At 55.9% G+C, this 19005-nt stretch carries 15 protein-coding genes; 8 read left to right on the top strand and 7 right to left on the bottom strand.

All coding sequences use genetic code 11. From position 1 onward, the window contains the following. Positions 1–12 precede the first annotated feature (12 nt). The 6 genes from LOC67_RS08510 to ccoN all read right to left on the bottom strand — a co-directional run bounded on the left by LOC67_RS08510 (position 13) and on the right by ccoN (position 6231). Positions 13–798, bottom strand: coding sequence for a sulfite exporter TauE/SafE family protein (locus tag LOC67_RS08510; RefSeq protein WP_230262164.1), 786 nt, complete (start codon positions 796–798; stop codon positions 13–15). After that, entirely contained in the window at positions 798–1343 is a 546-nt protein-coding gene (locus tag LOC67_RS08505; protein ID WP_230262163.1) for a FixH family protein, read from the bottom strand. The genes LOC67_RS08510 and LOC67_RS08505 overlap by 1 nt, the downstream gene beginning before the upstream one ends. Continuing rightward, positions 1343–2749, bottom strand: coding sequence for a cytochrome c oxidase accessory protein CcoG (gene ccoG, locus LOC67_RS08500; RefSeq protein ID WP_230262162.1), 1407 nt, complete (start codon positions 2747–2749; stop codon positions 1343–1345). The genes LOC67_RS08505 and ccoG overlap by 1 nt, the downstream gene beginning before the upstream one ends. A gap of 221 nt (positions 2750–2970) precedes the next feature. Continuing rightward, complete coding sequence (locus tag LOC67_RS27540; protein WP_230262161.1) at positions 2971–3597, bottom strand: cbb3-type cytochrome c oxidase N-terminal domain-containing protein; 627 nt, start codon at positions 3595–3597, stop codon at positions 2971–2973. Then, positions 3590–3769: a hypothetical protein gene (locus LOC67_RS08490; protein WP_230262160.1), complete on the bottom strand. Its 180-nt coding sequence runs from the start codon at positions 3767–3769 to the stop codon at positions 3590–3592. The genes LOC67_RS27540 and LOC67_RS08490 overlap by 8 nt, the downstream gene beginning before the upstream one ends. Positions 3770–3870: 101 nt before the next feature. Then, positions 3871–6231, bottom strand: a complete 2361-nt coding sequence (ccoN, locus tag LOC67_RS08485) for a cytochrome-c oxidase, cbb3-type subunit I (RefSeq protein ID WP_230262616.1) — start codon at positions 6229–6231, stop codon at positions 3871–3873. A gap of 845 nt (positions 6232–7076) precedes the next feature. Here ccoN and LOC67_RS08480 point away from each other — a divergent pair. The 8 genes from LOC67_RS08480 to LOC67_RS08445 all read left to right on the top strand — a co-directional run bounded on the left by LOC67_RS08480 (position 7077) and on the right by LOC67_RS08445 (position 18054). Next, a complete protein-coding gene (locus tag LOC67_RS08480; RefSeq protein ID WP_230262159.1) occupies positions 7077–7799 on the top strand; it encodes a hypothetical protein in 723 nt (240 codons plus the stop codon). Positions 7800–8031: 232 nt separating this feature from the next. Beyond that, on the top strand, positions 8032–9117 hold the full coding sequence (locus tag LOC67_RS08475) for a M24 family metallopeptidase (protein ID WP_230262158.1): 1086 nt from the start codon (positions 8032–8034) through the stop codon (positions 9115–9117). Positions 9118–9158: 41 nt separating this feature from the next. Further along, positions 9159–9641, top strand: coding sequence for an acetyl-CoA carboxylase biotin carboxyl carrier protein (gene accB, locus LOC67_RS08470; RefSeq protein ID WP_230262157.1), 483 nt, complete (start codon positions 9159–9161; stop codon positions 9639–9641). A gap of 10 nt (positions 9642–9651) precedes the next feature. Beyond that, positions 9652–10998, top strand: coding sequence for an acetyl-CoA carboxylase biotin carboxylase subunit (accC, locus tag LOC67_RS08465; protein ID WP_230262156.1), 1347 nt, complete (start codon positions 9652–9654; stop codon positions 10996–10998). Position 10999: 1 nt separating this feature from the next. Then, positions 11000–12133, top strand: a complete 1134-nt coding sequence (locus LOC67_RS08460; RefSeq protein WP_230262155.1) for an MraY family glycosyltransferase — start codon at positions 11000–11002, stop codon at positions 12131–12133. Continuing rightward, positions 12109–14514 (top strand): O-antigen ligase family protein, encoded by a 2406-nt coding sequence (locus LOC67_RS08455; RefSeq protein ID WP_230262154.1) that lies wholly within the window; start codon positions 12109–12111, stop codon positions 14512–14514. The genes LOC67_RS08460 and LOC67_RS08455 overlap by 25 nt, the downstream gene beginning before the upstream one ends. 136 nt (positions 14515–14650) lie before the next feature. Then, positions 14651–15883, top strand: a complete 1233-nt coding sequence (locus LOC67_RS08450; RefSeq protein ID WP_230262153.1) for a DUF1573 domain-containing protein — start codon at positions 14651–14653, stop codon at positions 15881–15883. A gap of 149 nt (positions 15884–16032) precedes the next feature. Then, positions 16033–18054 carry a multiheme c-type cytochrome gene (locus LOC67_RS08445; RefSeq protein WP_230262152.1) on the top strand — a complete coding sequence of 674 codons (2022 nt, stop codon included), beginning with the start codon at positions 16033–16035 and terminating at the stop codon, positions 18052–18054. Between the two features lie 85 nt (positions 18055–18139). On the opposite strand, the gene LOC67_RS08440 is transcribed toward LOC67_RS08445, so the two are convergent. Continuing rightward, on the bottom strand, positions 18140–18958 hold the full coding sequence (locus LOC67_RS08440) for a phosphoribosylformylglycinamidine synthase subunit PurQ (protein WP_230262151.1): 819 nt from the start codon (positions 18956–18958) through the stop codon (positions 18140–18142). Between the last annotated feature and the right edge of the window lie 47 nt (positions 18959–19005).

The following is a 19005-nucleotide window of genomic DNA, read 5'->3' as shown; positions in this document are numbered from 1 at the left end:
CTGCGAAACGATTTACTGTTGTTCGACACGGCAGCAAGGCGGAAGCTTTTCATCCGTTTGCTCGACCTGCTCTAACAACGTTCCTTCGGAGGCAAGTTCGTCAAAGCCATCGAACCCGGCGAAGCCACGGCCCGATGCGGTGAACAGCCCCGCCGTGATCAGGAACAACGCTGCCGCTGCGGGGATCATTCTTGCATACCGCTGAGAGAGCACTCGCACACCGGCGACCAATGCGGTCAGTGCAGGAACGCTGCCGAGCCAAAACGCAGACATCACCACCGCTCCGCCAATCGGCGATCCGGTTCCTGCGGCAATCAGCGCGAACAGATACAGCCATCCACAAGGCAGCAAGGTCGTTAGCAAACCGGTCGCGAAGCCGCGCCAGATGATCGGCAAGCGAAAAACATACGGTCGGAGTTTCACCAAGACTTTGCCGACTGCCGAAGGCGAAACGACTTTGGATGTCGAGGCGGGCCAACAAACACTGACCAATTTATAAACGCCGATCAGAACCATTGCGGTTCCGACGAATCGTGCGGCGGCGACTTGGATTCCGACAAGGTTTCCGCCGGTGTCGATCAAGCTGCCGATCAGGCCGGCCAGTGCACCAGCGATCGCGTATGTTGTTAGCCGCCCGGCGTGATAAAGGGCGGTTGATGTCGCAACGGTCTTTTTGCCGGCACGATCACCACTGCCACTGGCCCAAATCGCCAGCGGGCCACACATCCCGACGCAGTGCATGCTGCCCATGACACTAGCCGTGATGACAGCGGTCGCGAGCACATAGAGCGAACTCATCAGCCTGCCTTGACGTTGAAAGTGATCGACTTGGTCATCGGTTCCGGACCGCCATCGATCGCCAGTTCCAATTGCCAAAGTCCAGCCATCCCAGCGGGTGCGAGGACGAGGTATCGCCCTTCGCCTACAGCTTTCAATTCGATTTCGACGGGCTGGTCGGCGTGCGCGTGATGGTAAAGCTTGCCTTTGATCGCCAAGTCATCAATCGGATGCTGGGACTTGGTGTCATCGACGGTAACTTCGAGGGCTCGCATGCCGCGTTGGTCCGCCACGTCGGAAGCATTTAGCGAGACCTCCCAGCCCAGTCTTTCGCTGGCCAGTTCTGCCTTGCGTGTTTCGTCCCAGTTCAGTGCCGCGCTGTGGTAGTTGGGCACCACCGCAAACGCGGGATCACCGATGGCCAAGTGAATCACCGAGCCCATGATGACGCTTTGGATGATAAACAGGAACACAACCAACGAAATCCAAAATCGCTTCGCCCGTTTTTCGGCGACAGCGGGTGGGATGTCAGTCGGTTTGTTATTGGATCCTTCGGTGCGGTCCATTACTTCGGTCCCAAAAGAAAGAATTCGAGATCTCGCAGGTTGTCGCTGGTGTCTTTGACCGTCACGGTGACTTCTTTGCGGCCTGCACCGCGTGTCAGCGAACTTTTAAACGTGATGTTGATCGGTACCAATTGTGATTCGCCAGCTTCCAAAGTCATCTTGTCAGGGTCCATGACTTCGAAGCCCAGCCCAAGCTCGGGAGCTGCCGACAGCGAATAGCTTTGTGTTTCATCGGTCCGGTTGACCAACCGCAGGCGAAATTGATTGGAGACGTCCAAGCTTTGCAGCAATGTGAACGGTGCACCGCCTTGGCGGATGATGCGTGAATCAAAACCAGACTTGGACGAGATTGCAAAGACCAGTCCTGTTAAAAGTCCCAGCAAGATCAGTGGGTAAATGATTGTTCGCGCACGAAACATACGGCGGACTTTGCCGGCGATCGAATCTTGTGAGCTGTAGCGGATCAGTCCGGTCGGTGAGCCAACCTTTTCCATGACCGAATCACAGGCGTCAATACATTGGGTGCAGTTGATGCACTCCATTTGAAGCCCTTTGCGAATGTCGATTCCGGTGGGGCAAACGACAACACATTGATTGCAATCGACGCAGTCGCCGACCTTTTCGTCTTCACGGTGTTTGCCTTTTTTGCGTGGCTCGCCACGGACGTGATCATAAGCAACGACCATCGACTGTTCGTCCAGCATGACCGATTGAAAGCGGCCATAGGGACACGCGATCAAACAGAGTTGTTCGCGGAAGAACATGAAGTCAAACAGCATTAGGCCGACCGTGAACACCATCACAAAAAACGGAATGGGGTGTTCGATCGGTGAGCGGCGAACCCATTCGGACAAGCGTTCGACACCAACGAAGTAAGCCAGAAACGTGTGGGCCAAGAACGCGCACAACACAAAGTAAACTGCAAAGCGAGCAACATGCAGCACGCCGCTTAAACCCCGACGCGGCTTTCCGCCTTTACCCTTGGTTCCCTCGAACAGCCGATCGATCGGACGGAAGAGGAATTCCATATAAACGGTTTGTGGGCACGCCCATCCGCACCAGACTCGTCCGGCAACCGCCGTCATCAGGACAATGCTGACAAAGACGGTTAGCATCAGCAGGGCTAACAGCAGCGTGTCGGTGGGCAGAAAGGTTCGCCCAAGAATCGTGAATTGACGCGCCGCGATGTCCAGCAGGATCAGCGGCTTGCCGTTCACTTTGAGGTGTGGGATGGCGACAAAAATCACCATCAACAGATAGGCGACCACACGGCGTTTTTGCCACCAGTATCCGGTTGCCAATTTTGGACGCAGCCAACGACGACTTCCGTCACGTTCCAGCGTACTGAGAACGTGCTCAGGGGCCTCAAGTAAGGCGTCGTTTTTTTCGGCAGGCTGGGTGGTCATTGTCATTCACCGTGCTGGCCAACCAATGCTGGAAGGCTTGGGTTGGCAGGTTGTTGATTGAATGGATGCCCAAGCAACAGGGAATCAATTCGAGGCCGCCGGTGTTTGCTTGCCGATTGAAGGCAGCAATGGTTGACGGTCAGATTGATTCGGCAGCCTGTTCGTCCTGCCACACAACCGGTTGACGCTTCAACCGGATGTGTCAATCAAGGATGATCAAGCTACGCTGGCTGATCCGCATCTGCCTCTTCTGCTTGGTCTTCGCCGCTTTCTTCATCCGCTTCGGGAGCCGGCCATGGTGGGATCTGGCGTCCTTCGGCAGGTCGTCCTTCGACGTTGGTACCCCGCAGTTTGGCAACGTAGGCGGAAACCAGAACGATTTCATTGATGTGCAAACGGTTGGACCATTTGGGCATCGCACCGTTGCCGGCGCCATTGGCAATCACGCTGCCGATGTCACCGATCTGAGCAACATTCTTGTACATGTCGTCGGTCAGGTTTGGGCCGACTTTGCCTTCGCCGTCGCGTCCGTGGCAAGAGACACAGTTCGCACGGAAGACAGACTCGCCAACCTTCACCCAACTATCTTTGGCCATAAACTTGGCGATCGTCGGACCATCAAGCTTTAGCTCGCCAATCTCTTCAAATTGCAAGCGGGTGTTTTCAGCCAACGCAACGTTGTAAGCGTCTTCGAGTGAACGGCCTTTCGTTCCGCTGTGATAAAACACCCAGTAGAAAGGGCTGAAGACGATCGAGGCGATAAACAACCACTTCCACCAACCGGGAAGAGGGTTGTCATACTCTTCGATACCATCATAGGCGTGGTCAGTTTTCGGTGTGTCACTCACTTCGGGGATCCTGGGGTTGATCGCTAAGCGGAATGGAAGCGAAACGGTCTGTCGCGTTTTTGCTCAGACGCAACGCCGCGAAGGTAATCATCGCGAACGTTCCCACAAAGAGCGCCAATGCGATCTCGGCACAGACCGAATAATCGAGGTAGGAAACTAAGTCTCGAATCATGGTTATTTTGCTGCAAAAGTCTGCGAACCGATCGGACACCAGCGTTGATGTCCACGACATGATCAGTTCGACTCGACGATGAAATCGGTTTGTCGCCCCTATCAGCCAGCCGAAGCACTCGACTCGCTGGTGTTGCCGGCGACGTCTGCTTCCGCATCCGTCGTCTGTTCGTCGCCCTCAGGTGTTTCGGCTTCGCCATCGGCAGGAGCTTGTTCGCCATCAGCCTTTTCAGCCGTTGCTTCGGGAGCGGGCGTTTTGAACAAGTCGACACCGATCCGTTGTAGGTAAGCGATTAAGGCAACCGCTTGACGATCCATTTTATTGGCCGGGCCACCCTGGGACACGATTTCCGCGGCAATCCGTTCGGCCTGCTTGTAAGCGACTTCGGAGGTGTTGTTCAGTGCATCATCGTCGTACGGTGCGCCTAGGTACCAGGCGGCCTTCACGTGCGGGGCGATGGCATCAAATTTCAGCTCGTTGTGCAGCAGGTGCTTGTAGCTAGGCATCACCGAACCGGGGGAAACTTCCATCGGGTTTTCGAAGTGACGCCAGTGCCAGAAGCTACTTTGGCGGCCGCCTTCACGTGCCAAGTCGGGACCGATACGACGGCTTCCCCATTGGAACGGACGGTCATAAATGAACTCACCTGGCTTGCTGTATTCGCCGTAACGTTTGGTTTCGGCAACCATCGGGCGAATCATCTGCGAGTGGCAGTTGTAGCAGCCTTCGGAGACGTAAAGGTGTCGTCCGTAAAGCTCCAGCGGTGTGTAGGGTTCGACGGTTGCGATCGTTGGGATATTCGATCGAATCAAGAACGTCGGAACCGCTTCGAACAAAGTCGCTACGACGACGGCGATCGTGACAAGGACCGTAAAGGTCACCGGCAAGCGTTCCCAGCGGCGGTGCCATCCCATCTTGGCCCAGGTGGACATGTTCCGGCCCAGGTCCAACATTGGGACTTCATCAAATTCGGTATCGCGTGAAGGCTTCGGTTCGCTGTAGGTCTTGCTCAGCTTTGGCGCGGTGTAGACCGGGACGTCATACGTCGCCGGGCGTGCGAACCAAGTCATCAAGGTGTTCCAGCACAGCATGCAAACGCCGCTGACATACAGGATCCCACCAAGGACTCGCATCCACCACAGGATGACGATCGATTGAACGGTTTCGACGAAATCGGGATACATCAGGTTGCCCGTTTCATCCATCGCACGCCACATCAGGCCTTGCATCAAACCGGCTGCGTAAATCGGGATGATGTACAGCAGGATCCCGATGGTGCCGGTCCAGAAGTGCAAGCTGACCAGCTTATCGCTCCAAATCTTGGTTTGATAAATTCGTGGCAACAGCCAGTACAGCATGCCGAACGCCATGAAGCCATTCCAACCCAACGCACCCGAGTGAACGTGAGCGATCGTCCAGTCGGTGTAGTGGCTCAGTGCGTTGACGGACTTCACCGACAACATCGGGCCTTCGAAAGTCGACATGCCGTAGAAAGTGATACCGACCACGAAGAACTTCAAAACCGGATCGGAGGCAACTTTGTGCCACGCTCCTCGCAAGGTCAACAAGCCGTTGATCATCCCGCCCCAGCTAGGCATCCACAGCATCACGCTGAACAACATCCCCAGGGTGCTTGCCCATTCAGGCAGCGCGGTGAAGTGCAAGTGGTGAGGCCCGGCCCAGATGTAGATAAACACCAGTGACCAAAAGTGAATGATGCTCAGCTTGTAGCTAAAGACCGGTCGGTCGGCAGCTTTGGGCAAGAAGTAATACATCAAACCCAAGAACGGAGTGGTCAAGAAGAACGCGACCGCGTTGTGGCCGTACCACCACTGCATGAATGCGTCTTGAACACCCGCGTAAACGCTGTAGCCTTTGAACCATCCGGCAGGAATGCACAAGTTATTGAATACGTGCAGCACCGCGACCGTGATGATCGTCGCGATGTAAAACCACAATGCGACGTACATGTGTCGTTCGCGTCGCTTGATCAATGTCATCAAGAAGTTGCCGCCGAAGATGAACAACCAGACCACTGCGATCAGCAAGTCGATCGGCCATTCCAGTTCAGCGTACTCGCGGCTTTGGGTGATCCCGAAAGGAATCGTCACGGCGGCCAGCACGATGATCAACTGCCAACCCCAGAAGTGAAGCCGACTAAGAACATCGCTCCACATCCGTGCTTTGCAGAGACGTTGGGTGCTGTAATACACCGCGGCAAAAATCGCATTGCCCGCAAACGCGAAGATGGCTGCGTTGGTATGCAGCGGTCTCAATCGGGCAAACGTCAGGTAGGGAATCCCTTCGGTCAAGCTAGGCATGACCAATAGCACAGCCACGATCAGGCCGGCGAGGGTTCCGACTAAAGCCCAAACGATCGTCGCTGTCGCGAACATGCGGACGATCGCGTCGTCATAACTGAACGACTCCAACTCGCCCGCTCCATGGGCAGTTGATGCCATCGAGGAATCGGCTTGAGCTTCTTCAGTGTCCGAGGTAATGGCACCGCTGGTTTCCATCGCAACGATCTAATCTGTTTGGCGGGAATAGAGATAAAACGGGAACGGCTAACACGTCCGACGTTATCTGTGACTGGAACACAATATGTTTAGCAAATGTTGCCGCGACTTTAGAGCGGCATTCTCGCTGAACAAGACCATAGCGGCGAAACGCCGCAAATCGAATGGGACTCGTGACGCTTTGCCGCACTGACGAAGCGTTTAAAATCAACCCAAGGTGTTGATAAACACGGTGTTGTGGCATAACGATGACGACAGTACACCACTGCCCGTGCCTTATCGCACACATGGGATGTCGTGTTGAGCATTCTCATCGCTTTGACGCATGACCCTGCAAGAATCGGGACACCGCACGCGGGGCGTTCGGGTCCTTTGCTCGCATAGGTTTCTTCGGCGATGATGCTTCCGGTAAATTAGCCTCATTAGGGATACAGATCGTCACATCCATCGATCCGAAGAGGTCGATGCCGCGTTGTCGATCACACCGACACTACAAACACCAGCAATGCTTGACGCAAGGAGCTCCAGTGAATGGGGACGCGTCAAGTTGGCTTCGTCGAGGAATGACACAAGTGTTTCTTCGATCGCCGCTCATGGTACCACATGTTCTCCACCCTAAGTCAGCCGCAACGCTGTGGTTCAGTAATTCAGTAAGTTTCATGCAAGCGATCAATTTCATTCGCGCTCGAAAGCGTCAGCGACAGCCTTTGCCTCCGACGCATGGTGCACCAATGCGAGGACTGAAAATGCAGCGAGGATGGTTTGAGTGCCGTCTGATTCCGCAAAGGATGTCTTCCCTCGCTCTGCTGTGCGTCGTTCTACTTTTCTGCGTTGCTTGCAATCGAGAAGCGGCATCAGAGCCGGAGGCGGATCCCGCGCCAGGTGTGGAGGCTTCGTATGACGAGCAGCTTCGCGCCGGCCGCGCCGGCCAGACGAGCAAGATTGCATTGCTGACCACAGAGATCAGCGATCAAGACCTGGCTGCGCTTCGTGACGACGATGATTGGCTGAAGACACTGATCGTTGATCGAGGCGTTGTGAGCGATCAGTCGATCGCAGCGATTTCGCAATTGCCAAGCTTGGTTCATCTGCGGCTCCGCGAGTCGCCAATCAGTGACCAAGGGCTGCAACAGTTGGCAAAGCACCCTAAATTGCAGATTCTGAATCTACCGCAATGTGCTGCGACAGCGGAGGGAGTTCAGCAGCTTTCGCAGATGCCGTCGCTAAGGAACCTGCGTCTGGGCGGTGACTCGCTAGGGGCTGATGTTGCTGAAGCGGTTTCCGAGCTGGAGGGGTTGCGATCATTGCACCTGATCGGGGTTCCGGTCGATGATCAGGGATTGCGGTCGATCGCATCACTGCCTCGTCTCACATCGCTGTACCTTGACGATGCGAGCGTTACCGGTCGCGGCTGGGATTGGTTTGTAGAGAACCGCCCGAAGGTTCATGTTCATGTCGATCAGCATCATCTCGACCGAGGGGACGCGGCTGCTGGTGATCATCAGCACTAGCAGAGTGTTGCTGTTCTATTGTCTCCCTTCACATTGTCTCCCTTCACATTGGCTCCCTCCACATTGTCGCCCTTCACTCCGTGGAGGTAGCGTTCTGGCCATAGCCAGCCTGTTGGACGCATGGTGGAGGGCTTCTCTGGCGTTCCTAGCCGGCCCCGTATTCGCATGCCGATCGTTGCCGTTTAAAATCGCTGGTTCTTGATGCACCCATCTCACCGACTGCGGACAATTTATGAGCGAGCGAATTGAGGCCCTCACCGAGCAACTTGACGCGATCGGCGCTGACGCGTTTTACATCGTCGACGAAATCAACGTTCGTTATTTGACAGGCTTCACTGGCGATAGCTCGTCGCTACTGGTGACTTCATCGGGTGCGACGATGCTTAGCGACGGACGCTACAAGGAGCAGCTTGATGAGGAGTGCCCAGACATTCCCTATCAGATCAAGTCGCCTTCGCAGAAGCCTGACGATTTCGTTTCGGATGTGCTCTCGGGTGTCGGCGCCAAGCGGATTGCGATTGAGTCCAACTGCATGACCGTCGCTGCTTTCAATGCGATCAAGGCAAAACTGGATGGGATTCAGTGGGTTGATACCCATGACGTGGTGCTTCGCCAGCGGATGGTCAAGGACAGCGAAGAAATCGAAGTGCTGCGTAGTTCGGTCCGGATCAACGAACGTGCCTTGCAGTCAGTGCTGGCCAAGCTGGGGCCCGATTGGACCGAAATCGAAGTCGCTTACGAATTGGAGTCGACGATCCGGCGTTTGGGCGCGACCGGGTTCAGTTTTGATCCGATCATCGGAGCCGGGCCCGGGGGGGCGAAGCCTCACTACAGCCCTGACCAAACGGTGATCGGCGATCATCCGACATTGTTGATCGACTGGGGGACCAAGTTGGGTGGTTACGCAAGCGATCTGACGCGTTGTTTCCATTTTGGGAATCCGCCTGCCAAGTTTGAGTCCGCGTATCAAGCCGTTTTGGATTCTCAGTTGGCAGCCATTGAGGCGATTCGGCCAGGGGCGACAGGGAAATCCGTCGACCAAGCGGCACGATCGGTACTGCAAAAAGCTGGCTTGGACGAGTATTTTGTGCATGGGCTTGGCCACGGCGTTGGCCTGCAAATCCACGAATCACCTCGCCTGTCCGGGGTAAGTGACGACATCCTGCAGCCGGGGATGGTGATCACGGTCGAGCCGGGCGTGTATTTTGAAGGGGAATTCGGAATTCGTATCGAAGACGACGTGCTCGTTACCGACGATGGATACGAAGTCCTCAGTGGTTTTCCAAAGGGTCTCGATGATTGTCATCTGATCCTGTAAAACCTCCGCCAATCACAAGATCTTCACCTGACGAGACAGGCATGAGCAAAGGCAAGCAATCCAGCGGCGAGAGCGTTTTTGACCTCGACCGCATCCGGGATATTGTCAAGTTGATGGAAGAACACGACTTGACCGAACTCGATCTCCAACAGGGAGACGACCGCATCAAACTCGGTCGCGGCGGCGTGATGCCGGTCGCACCAGCAGCGGTTCCGATGGCGGCCCCAGCCGCACCAGCAGCGGCACCGGCCGGCGGCGCAGCCCCCGCGGGCGGCGACGACGGAACGATCACGATCAATTCGCCGATGGTTGGGACTTATTATTCCAAGCCCAACCCAGAAGCGGAGCCCTTCATTCAGGTCGGCCAGACCATCAACCCAGACACGATCATCTGCATCATCGAAGCGATGAAAGTGTTCAACGAAATCCCGGCCGAATGCAGCGGGAAGATTGTCGAAATCCTGGTTTCTGACCAAGAAGCCGTCGATTTCAACAAGCCACTGCTCCGCATCCAACCGAACTAACTGATCCAACGTGTTTCAAAAAGTACTTGTCGCCAACCGCGGCGAAATCGCGGTCCGAGTGATTCGCGCCTTGCGAGAAATGGGCATCGGTTCGGTCGCCGTTTATAGCACCGCCGACAAAGATTCCATGCACGTGCAATTGGCCGACGAAGCCTATTGCGTCGGGGAAGCCAAAAGCGCTGAAAGCTACCTGAAAATCGATCAGATCATCGCGGCCGCCGAAGTTTCGGGTGCCGACGCGATTCACCCCGGTTATGGCTTTCTCTCCGAAAACGCGCACTTCAACGAAGTCTGCCGTGAAAGCGGGTTCGAATTTATCGGACCGAGCCCACAGGCGATGGAAAAACTGGGTGACAAAAACACCGCCCGTTCGATGGCCATCGCCAACGACGTGCCAGTCGTGCCCGGTAGCGATGGCTTGATCGAAGACGATTCCAAGGCCATCGAAACCGCCAACAAGATCGGCTTTCCCGTGCTGATCAAAGCCACCGCCGGTGGTGGTGGTAAAGGGATGCGCGTTGCCGAGGACGCCGATTCACTCGAAAAGGCACTCACGCAAGCTCGCACCGAAGCCCAAGCGGCATTCGGAAACGGCGGCGTTTACTTGGAACGGTTTATCACCTCGCCACGTCACGTCGAAGTTCAGGTGATCGCCGATAACCACGGCAATGTTTGTCACCTCTTTGAACGTGACTGCAGCGTCCAACGACGTCACCAAAAGTTGATCGAAGAAGCGCCCAGCCCGAACCTTCCCGCCGATAAACGCGAAGCGATCTGCGAAGCCGCCGTGCGGATGATTCGTGGTGCCAGCTACAGCAACGCCGGAACGGTCGAATTCATCGTTGACCAAAACGATGATTTCTACTTCATCGAAGTCAACGCGCGGATTCAGGTCGAACACCCCGTGACCGAAATGATCACCGGAGTCGACCTGATCAAGGAACAGATCCGTGTTGCCGCCGGCGAGAAGCTTTCGTTCAGCCAAGACGAAATTACTGTCACCGGCCATGCGATCGAATGCCGAATCAACGCCGAAAACCCAGACAAAAACTTCATGCCTAATCCAGGCAAAATCAACAAGTTCTATGCCCCGGGTGGACTTGGCGTTCGCTTCGATTCGCACGTGTATGGTGGATACACCGTGCCACCGCACTACGATTCGATGATCGGCAAACTGATCGTCTATCGTCCCACGCGTGAAGAAGCGATCGCGACGATGCGGCGTGCATTGGCCGAAATCCAAACCGAGGGGATTTCGACAACCGCACCGTTCCACGACGTCGTTCTGCAGCACCCTCTGTTTGTCGAAGGCAAGCACGATACGAAGTTTGTCGAACGCGAATTGATGGGCAAATAAATTGACCGGTTCGGCGTTGATCGGTTGGTTGGTCGGATTAGCAGTGGTGCCGCCGCTGCTAATCAGCATGATCAGTCTGTACCCGGTTCGCCGTTATGCTCGTCAGCTTGGCTTGATCGCCAACCCCGGTGGCCATAGCACCCACACCAACGTGACACCGCTCGGTGGCGGTATCGGGATTTGGTTGGGGATCATGCTACCGATGGCCGCCGGTACATTAATCGTGTGTGAGCTGGACTTTGGCTTGCACCGTCTATTGGGATTGCCCGAATCGGTCACGGGTTTTTTTGCCGGTGTACGTCTCCGCTTGTTGCAGTTGTGGGGACTGCTGGGCGCCGGAACCGTTTTGTTCGTCCTAGGGCTTTGGGACGATCGCCGTGGTGCGCCCGTGCTGCTGCGTCTGGGTGTCGAATTTGGTGTCGCCGCGTTCGTCGTCTATGTGATGGGATTCGGATTGACGGCCTTTATCGGTGCGCCGGCACTGACGAATTTGTTGTCCGTTGTTTGGATCGTTGCGGTGATCAATTCCTTCAACATGCTCGACAACATGGACGGTTTGTCTGGGGGTGTGGCGGCGATCATTGCCGCGTCGATGGCCGCCGTGATGCTGACAACGCCCGGCATCGGCGGAAGCCTTCCGCAACTGTTTGTTGCCGGGCTGCTGCTTTCGGTCTGCGGATCGTTGCTCGGTTTCCTGTGGCATAACCGTCCGCCGGCAAAGCTATTCATGGGAGACGGTGGCAGTTACCTGGTGGGATTCCTGATTGCCGTTTCGATGCTGATGGCAACGTTCGCATCAGCGCCTCGTCCGCACGCCGTGCTGGCGCCCATTTGTGCGATGGCAATCCCGATGTATGACATGGGAACGGTTTTGTGGATTCGTATTCGCGAAGGCCGCAGCATCTTTGTCGGTGATCGCAGTCATTTTTCGCATCGTTTGGTCGAACTCGGCCTGTCACGTACCCAAGCGGTGCTGACGATCCATCTGGTGACCGCGACCTGTGGGTTGGCGTCATTGTTGCTCGTGCACGTGACGGTGCTGCAAGCGATTGCCGTGCTAGGCATCGTCGGCTGTATGCTTTTGTTGGTCGTCATTTTGGAATCAACCGGATGGCGAAAGCAAAGCAACGAGTAAACCGAGAAGACGCATCGGAGTCCGTAGCACAAGCATCGCTAAGTGACGTCCCAGCTTGGGCGAATTGGTGTCGTCTGCTTGCGGTCGCTTCCCTTGGTGGACTATTGGCTTATGTGGCTTTCAATCCCGTCGACAGCACCGAAGTTGAACGTGGTGAGGCTCTTTGGTTTGCCACGTTTGCGATTGTCACTTGGGCTTTAACGTTCATCTCCGAGCCTTGGTTTCAGGTGGGTGGAGTTATCGCAAAGCAAGCAACCGCTGCTCAGGCCTCGGACACGCGATTTGGCGTCGTCAAGCAAAGCTTTGGAAGCGTGACCGTTGACGTGGTCGCTTGGCTGCTCGCGATTTGGATGATGGTGTCGGCGCTTGCGATGTGCCCGCCAGGAAACCTGCGCACGTCGACCAACGAAGCCTGGTTTTGGGTTTCCGCCGCAGCGGTTCTGACCAGTGCGAGGCGTCTGTTGGTTGATCGATCGTGCCGCAAAATGATGGCGGCGATCTTGGTCGCATTGACCTTCGCGATGGCGGTCGACGCTTGCTACGAATTTGCGGTCACCCTGCCGGCACGCCGGGCGAGCTACCTTGCCGATCCCGACGAGATGATACGTCAGGCCGGGATCGATGCGCCACGCCGTTCTGCGGCCAGAATGGTGTTTGCCAATCGCTTGCTTGATGGTGGACCCACATCAACATTCTTGCTGGCGAACTCGTTGGCGGCGGTCTTGTGTGTTCCCGTGCTGGCGGGAGTCTTTGCGGTCTGCGATTGGATGAAACGCAGGCGCTCGATTCTGTTTGCGGTGCTGGGTACGTTTGCAATCCTGATCGGAATGGTGGCGCTGTATGGGACGCAAAGCCGTAGCGGGTTACTGTCCTGCATCGTTGCTGTGGTGTATTTCAGCTTTGCAATTCTGAAGCGAAAGACGGGCAAGGCCGAGTCGAATTCAAGCGGCGCGAGGTCAAAGCTGCTGCCGCTGATCGTCGCTGTGTTCGCGATCGGATTTGGCTTCTTGGTAATAGGGCTGATGTCCGGTTCCGAATGGATCGAAGCGGCCCCTTCATCGTTGCTGTTTCGTCTGCAGTATTGGAAGTCAACGGTTGCGATGTTGGCCGACTACCCGTGGTTGGGTGTTGGTCCCGGATCGTTTCAGGCGATGTATCTTCGCTACCGACTTCCGCAGGCGAATGAGACGATTGCCGATCCGCATAATTTTGTCTTTGAAACCTTAGCGGCTGGCGGACTGGTGGCCGGGCTGTTGTTGCTGGTTCTCGCGATCGTGTTGGTACGCGTGGCTCGTGGTAATCAACCGGAAAGCAGTACGGTCACTGCGGCTGACGGTCGTCGTTCATCTTTAGCGACTTCATTGCTGGTCGGAGCCGTCGTAGCAGCATTGGTAACCGGGATGTTTTCGTTCGCAGCTGGGGCGGAGTTGGATCTCTGGTTAGTGATCATGGTTGTGGTAGCCGCGACAATAGCTGGATTGTTCACATGGCGGCAGCTTGCGGCGATGGATTCAGCGGTTTCGAGCCTCTGGATAAAGACGTGGTCTGGGGCCATCGTTCTATCCATGCTGGTTCATCTATGTGTTTCCGGTGGCTGGACCGTGCCCGGGGTCGCGATGTTCATATGGTTGGCTGTTGCGATGCTAGTGCCGCAGCGATCCGAGCCGGCATCGGATGATCAAGCACCGGCGAGTAACGCGTCAGCAACGCGTGCCTCATTGGCGGTTCTTGCGATTGCACTGCCACTGTTGATGACGTTGAGGGCGACTTCATTGATGCCGGTGACCGAAGCGAAGCTAGCGTTATCGAGGGCGGAGTTTGCGGCAAGCCAAGGGATGGGCAAGCGTGCATTCAACGATGTTCAAGAAGCGCTCCAAGCGGATCAGTGGGACACGATGGCCGCGATCTGGCACAGTGACCTGTTGAAGCGTCAACTGGTTGGCGCAGGTGACCGTCCCAGCCAAAGGCAGGACTGGTTCGCTGCGACCGAAGAGGTGTTGCGGAGATGTGGTGTTGACCCATTGGCCCGCCGCACGGTTGCCGAGCAGTTCTTGCATGTTTACCAGCGATTCGGGAACGCGGACGATTTGAAACGGGCCAGTGAGATTCTGGCGGATGTTTACCCAGACAACCCGACCGATGTTTCTCTGGTCGCCCAGTTGGCATTGGTCGAGGAAGCGATGGGGCGGCACGAAAGCGCGGCTGAGTTAGCACAGCAAGCGGGGGGGCTTTCGAAGTTGGGCGACAACGTCGTCAGGCTTCTGGGGCTGCAATTTGCCTGTGTTGTCAGGCCGATCGGTGCCGCGGCAGCCAACGGGCCCATCAGAGAACCGGTGAACGTGCTATTTAGTCAAAACCCTGGATGGCCCAGCGAACCATAGTCGCCAGTTGGGCGTAGCACGGGTCACATTCCATTGGCAAAATCGATCTGCTCGCAAATTCACTCCCATAAATTCGCAAGCAGTTTCTTGAATCCGCCCGCTCCTCGCTGATCTCACCGCACAGGACCGAAATCCCGTGAAAAATTACTGGCTCATCCTATTGGTTTCCGTCGTTGTCGGTGCATCGATCGGCTGGACCACCAACTTTGTTCAGTACGGTCGGCGGGATGCCTTTTTCGGCGAGATCGATTTCACGGGGCATGTGACGGCTGACAACGTGATGGAGCATCTCAAACAGTTCCACAGCGATAGCTCCGCCGTCGCCGAGGTTCAGGGGGAGCCCACGCACGACTTTGGTGCGATGCCACCAAACACGAAAGGCAAGCACACCTTCGTGATCAAGAATACCGGTACTGAACCACTGACACTGGAGCTAGGTGCGACGACTTGTAAGTGTACGCTCGGATCGTTGAAAGACAGTTCGATCGCGCCCGGTGAGGAAACCTCGGTCGATATGGAATGGACCGTCGCGTCGGACAAGACCACCTTCGAGCAGTCTGCCGAACTGCGGACCAATGACCCCGCCAAGCCGGCGATTCGTTTGGTCGTGATGGGACGGATCATTCGCGATATCGAATTCGAACCCGAGCTGATTTCGTTTGGCGAAATCACCGTGGGCGATTCTTTTGAGTTCTCGACCAACTTCTACAGCTTCCTGGATCAGAAAATTGAGATCTCCAAAGCGGAGCTGAGCAGTGAAGCGATGGAAGAGTTGACCGAGACGACGATTGAGGCATTCGAGGTCAGCGAAGGTGATTCGGCGCACGAACATGCCACGCAGGCCTTTAAAATTTCCGCAAAAGTCAAACCCGGTTTGCGACAAGGGCCATTGGCTTCTCGCATGATCGTCGTGTTCAAGAAGCTTGGTGATGACGGCGAGCCTGTCGGCGAAGACCTTTACGGAAGCACCGAAATTGCCGGCCAAATCGTCGGGCCGCTATCGATGCTGGAAAACACAACCGTTAAAGCGACCGAGAAGGGGGGCTATATCTGGAACCTGGGCCGCGTGAAAGCGACCGATAAGCTGGAGTTCAAAGCACTTCTGGCTCTCAAGGGTAGCGAAAAAGATTCGACAAACCTTACGATTGGTGAAACTTCCCCAAGTGATACCATTCACGCAGAACTCGGAAATCCGATCGGCCGAGGAGAGACGCGACTTTTCCCGATCAAGCTGAATTTAACGGCGGGCGAAGAGACGGTCGACTTGTTGGGCAAGAACAAAGACGACTTTGGTTGGGTGTGGATCGAATCCGATAACCCCAAGGTCGGTCGTATGCGGATCGCCGTCAAAGTTTTGATCGAACATTAGTCCCTGATGCGGCAGGCCATGTCGCACACCAATTTCGGATCGAGCCCGTGAAACAGCCTATGCAATCGTTTTCAATCGCCGTTCGATCTTCCGGTCAACCGCTCGCTAGTGCCCGCCGAGCGTCACTTCGGCGCATGCTAGCAATCGCGATGACTGCTAGCTTCGGTGCCTTTGTCGGGTGCGGCAGTGACATTGATGTGGCGTCAAGATCGCGGCATCAATCGGGTTCTTTGTCGGTTGAGAATGAGGTTCGGCAAGCGTTCAAGCATCTCGACGACCACGCCTCGTTGGACCTGCGTTCTTCTTGGGTGAAGGACGAACTTTCACAACTGAAAGATCTGGATACCGCGACCCGTTACGCAAAGTTCACCGCTGACGAAGTGGAAGCCGTCGCCGGTCAGGAATCGTCGTCCCCGGATGCCTCCACGTCACAGCCCCCCGGTGCCCCATCGTTCGGACCCGCCGTTCAGTTGGTGCAGGCACCAATTGACGGTTCACGTCGCAAGATCATCGGTGGCCTTCGCCGATCACAGCGCGGGCAGGTTGAAGTCATCCCAACGCCGAACGCACGCCCGGAAATGAAAGGCGAGTTGGTTCCAACCCCTGAAGGCCAACTTGATACGAGCGCTGGCGATTCGAGGAAGCGTCCCGATGCGAGAATCGCTGCTGATGTGATCAAGCCAGGTCGTGATTCGCAAGGCAATCCCGCCGCGATGTCGCCGACCAAGAATCTTTCCAATGGCCCAGAACTGATCGATCCGACGACCGAGGCGGGTTTGGTCGCCGGGGATGGTCCCGAAGATTACAACAATTGGCCAACGCCCGATGCGTTGTTGTTCTTCACTGGAAACCAGCATGGCTACATCGAGCCTTGCGGTTGCACGGGACTTGAAAATCAAAAAGGTGGCGTCGCACGGCGTTACACCTTCATGGAGCAACTTCGCGGGAAAGGTTGGGATCTGATTCCGATCGACGCCGGCAACCAGATTCGGCGAATCGTTCCCCAGGCGGCGATCAAGTTTGAACGTTCAACGACTGCCTTGAAAGAGATGAAGTACCAGGCCGTCGGTTACGGGCCATCGGATTTGCGTATTGGCGCCGGTGACCTGCTCGCGATGGCTTACGACGATTCACAGATCTTCGTCTCCGGCAACGTCACGATCTTTGAAGCTGGCTTGCTTCCCACACACAAGGTCTTGCGTCGTGGCGAATGGAAAATCGGTGTCACGTCGATCTTAGATCCCGAAGCATTGGAAGCGTCCAGCGGTTCGGATATCACAGTCGCGCCGATCAAAGAATCTGCCGAGAACGCTTTGAAGTCCATGAACGACGAAGGGGCACAGTTCCGCGTGCTGACGTTCTTTGGTGAAGAAGACGCGGCCAAGAAACTGATGGTCGACGTGCAAGGTTACGACCTGATCGTCGTTTCTGGTGGCTACGGTGAACCGCTCTATCAACCACAACCGATCGAAGGTTCAAAGACCAAACTGATCGTGACCGGCAACAAAGGCATGTATGCAGGTTTGGTCGGACTTTATCAAAACCAACCGATGAAGTACGCCCGTGTTCCGCTTTCGCATGAATTCAAAGACGCGCCCGAAATGCGTCAGTTGATGCGAGACTATCAAAACCAGCTGAAACAGCTTGGGTTTTCAGGGCTGGGGATTACACCGACGCCACACCGATCGGGGAACACATTTGTCGGCAGTGAATCCTGTAAGGAGTGTCATGCCAACGCTTACGATGTTTGGGAAAATTCTGCTCACGCCGAAGCCACCGCCCACTTGGTCAAGCCACCAAAAGAACGCGGCGACATCCCACGTCACTTCGATCCCGAATGTCTAAGCTGCCATGTGACCGGATGGGATCCGCAAGGTTACACGCCCTACAAAAGCGGTTACATGGATTTGGATAGCACGGCGCACCTGACGGGGAATGGCTGCGAAAACTGCCACGGTCCTGGCTCGGCCCACGTCGCCGCAGAGAAAGATCCTTCAACCGATGACGCCATAAAAGCGTTACGTGCGAAGCTGCGTCAGGAAGTTCAGTTGCCTATCGAGAAGGCTCGCGAGCACTGCATGCAGTGCCATGACCTTGATAACAGCCCCGACTTCCATGACGAAGGCGCGTTCGAAGACATCTACTGGCCAGAGATCGAACACAACGATTAGCAAGCGGGATTAGCAAGCGGCGGCTTTCGAAAGGCCGCGCCCCATTGGGCACGGCTTTCGATTTCTCGTTGGTTCGAGTGTCGGTTTACTCGAACCAGCTAACGGCGTTTTGGAACATCGCCAAGCCGTCGCCGACGGCGGGTTGTTCGGTGCGGCGAGTCCAATAAGGGTGCTGCGTCGCGTCGATATGGCGTTCGGGGTGTGGCATCAAACCGAAGACCCGGCCGCTGGGATCGCAAACGCCTGCAACATTGGCGTCTGCCCCGTTAGGGTTGGCGGGAAAGTCAATAATTTCGTCTTCGACGCCCGACTGAGCATCACGGGCGTATCGCAGGCACAAACGACCGGCTTTCTTCAGTTCGTCCAGCACGGTGTCGCTTTTGGCAACGAACTTTCCTTCGGCGTGAGCCATGGGCAGGTACATTTGCGAGATGCCACGCAAGAAAACGCATTTGCTTTCCGTTTCACCGGCTGCGTCGGTTGCCAGATTGACCCAGCGATCTTCGAACCGGCCATGGTTGTTCCACGTCAGCGTGGCTGGCTTATCGCCCCCCGCTGCTGTGACGTCCTCAGTTAGAACTCCCAGACGCATCAGCACCTGCATGCCGTTGCAGATCCCCAGGACCAAGCGGTCGCCTTTGCCATGCACGAAGGTGTCAACCAAATCAGCAAGGTGGTTTTGCAGCCGGGTGGCCAGAATGCGTCCTGCACCGATGTCGTCGCCGTAGCTGAAGCCACCTGGCACGCACAAGATCTGGTACCGGTCTTTCAGGGCCGGATTTTCCGCCAATCGGTTGACGTGAACTCGCTCGCATTCGGCTCCCGCACGCTCGAAAGCGTACGCGGTTTCTTCATCACAGTTGGTGCCTGGGGCACGAAGAACGAGGACTCGTGGACGCGGCATTTGTCGGCGGTGGCTACGGTGGTCGGGAAGTAAACTCTGTCGATTAC

It is taken from the genome of Stieleria sp. JC731, from assembly GCF_020966635.1.
Taxonomy (GTDB): domain Bacteria; phylum Planctomycetota; class Planctomycetia; order Pirellulales; family Pirellulaceae; genus Stieleria.
The sequence above is the reverse complement of the archived record's forward strand: the minus strand, read 5'-3'. Positions and strand labels throughout refer to the sequence as shown.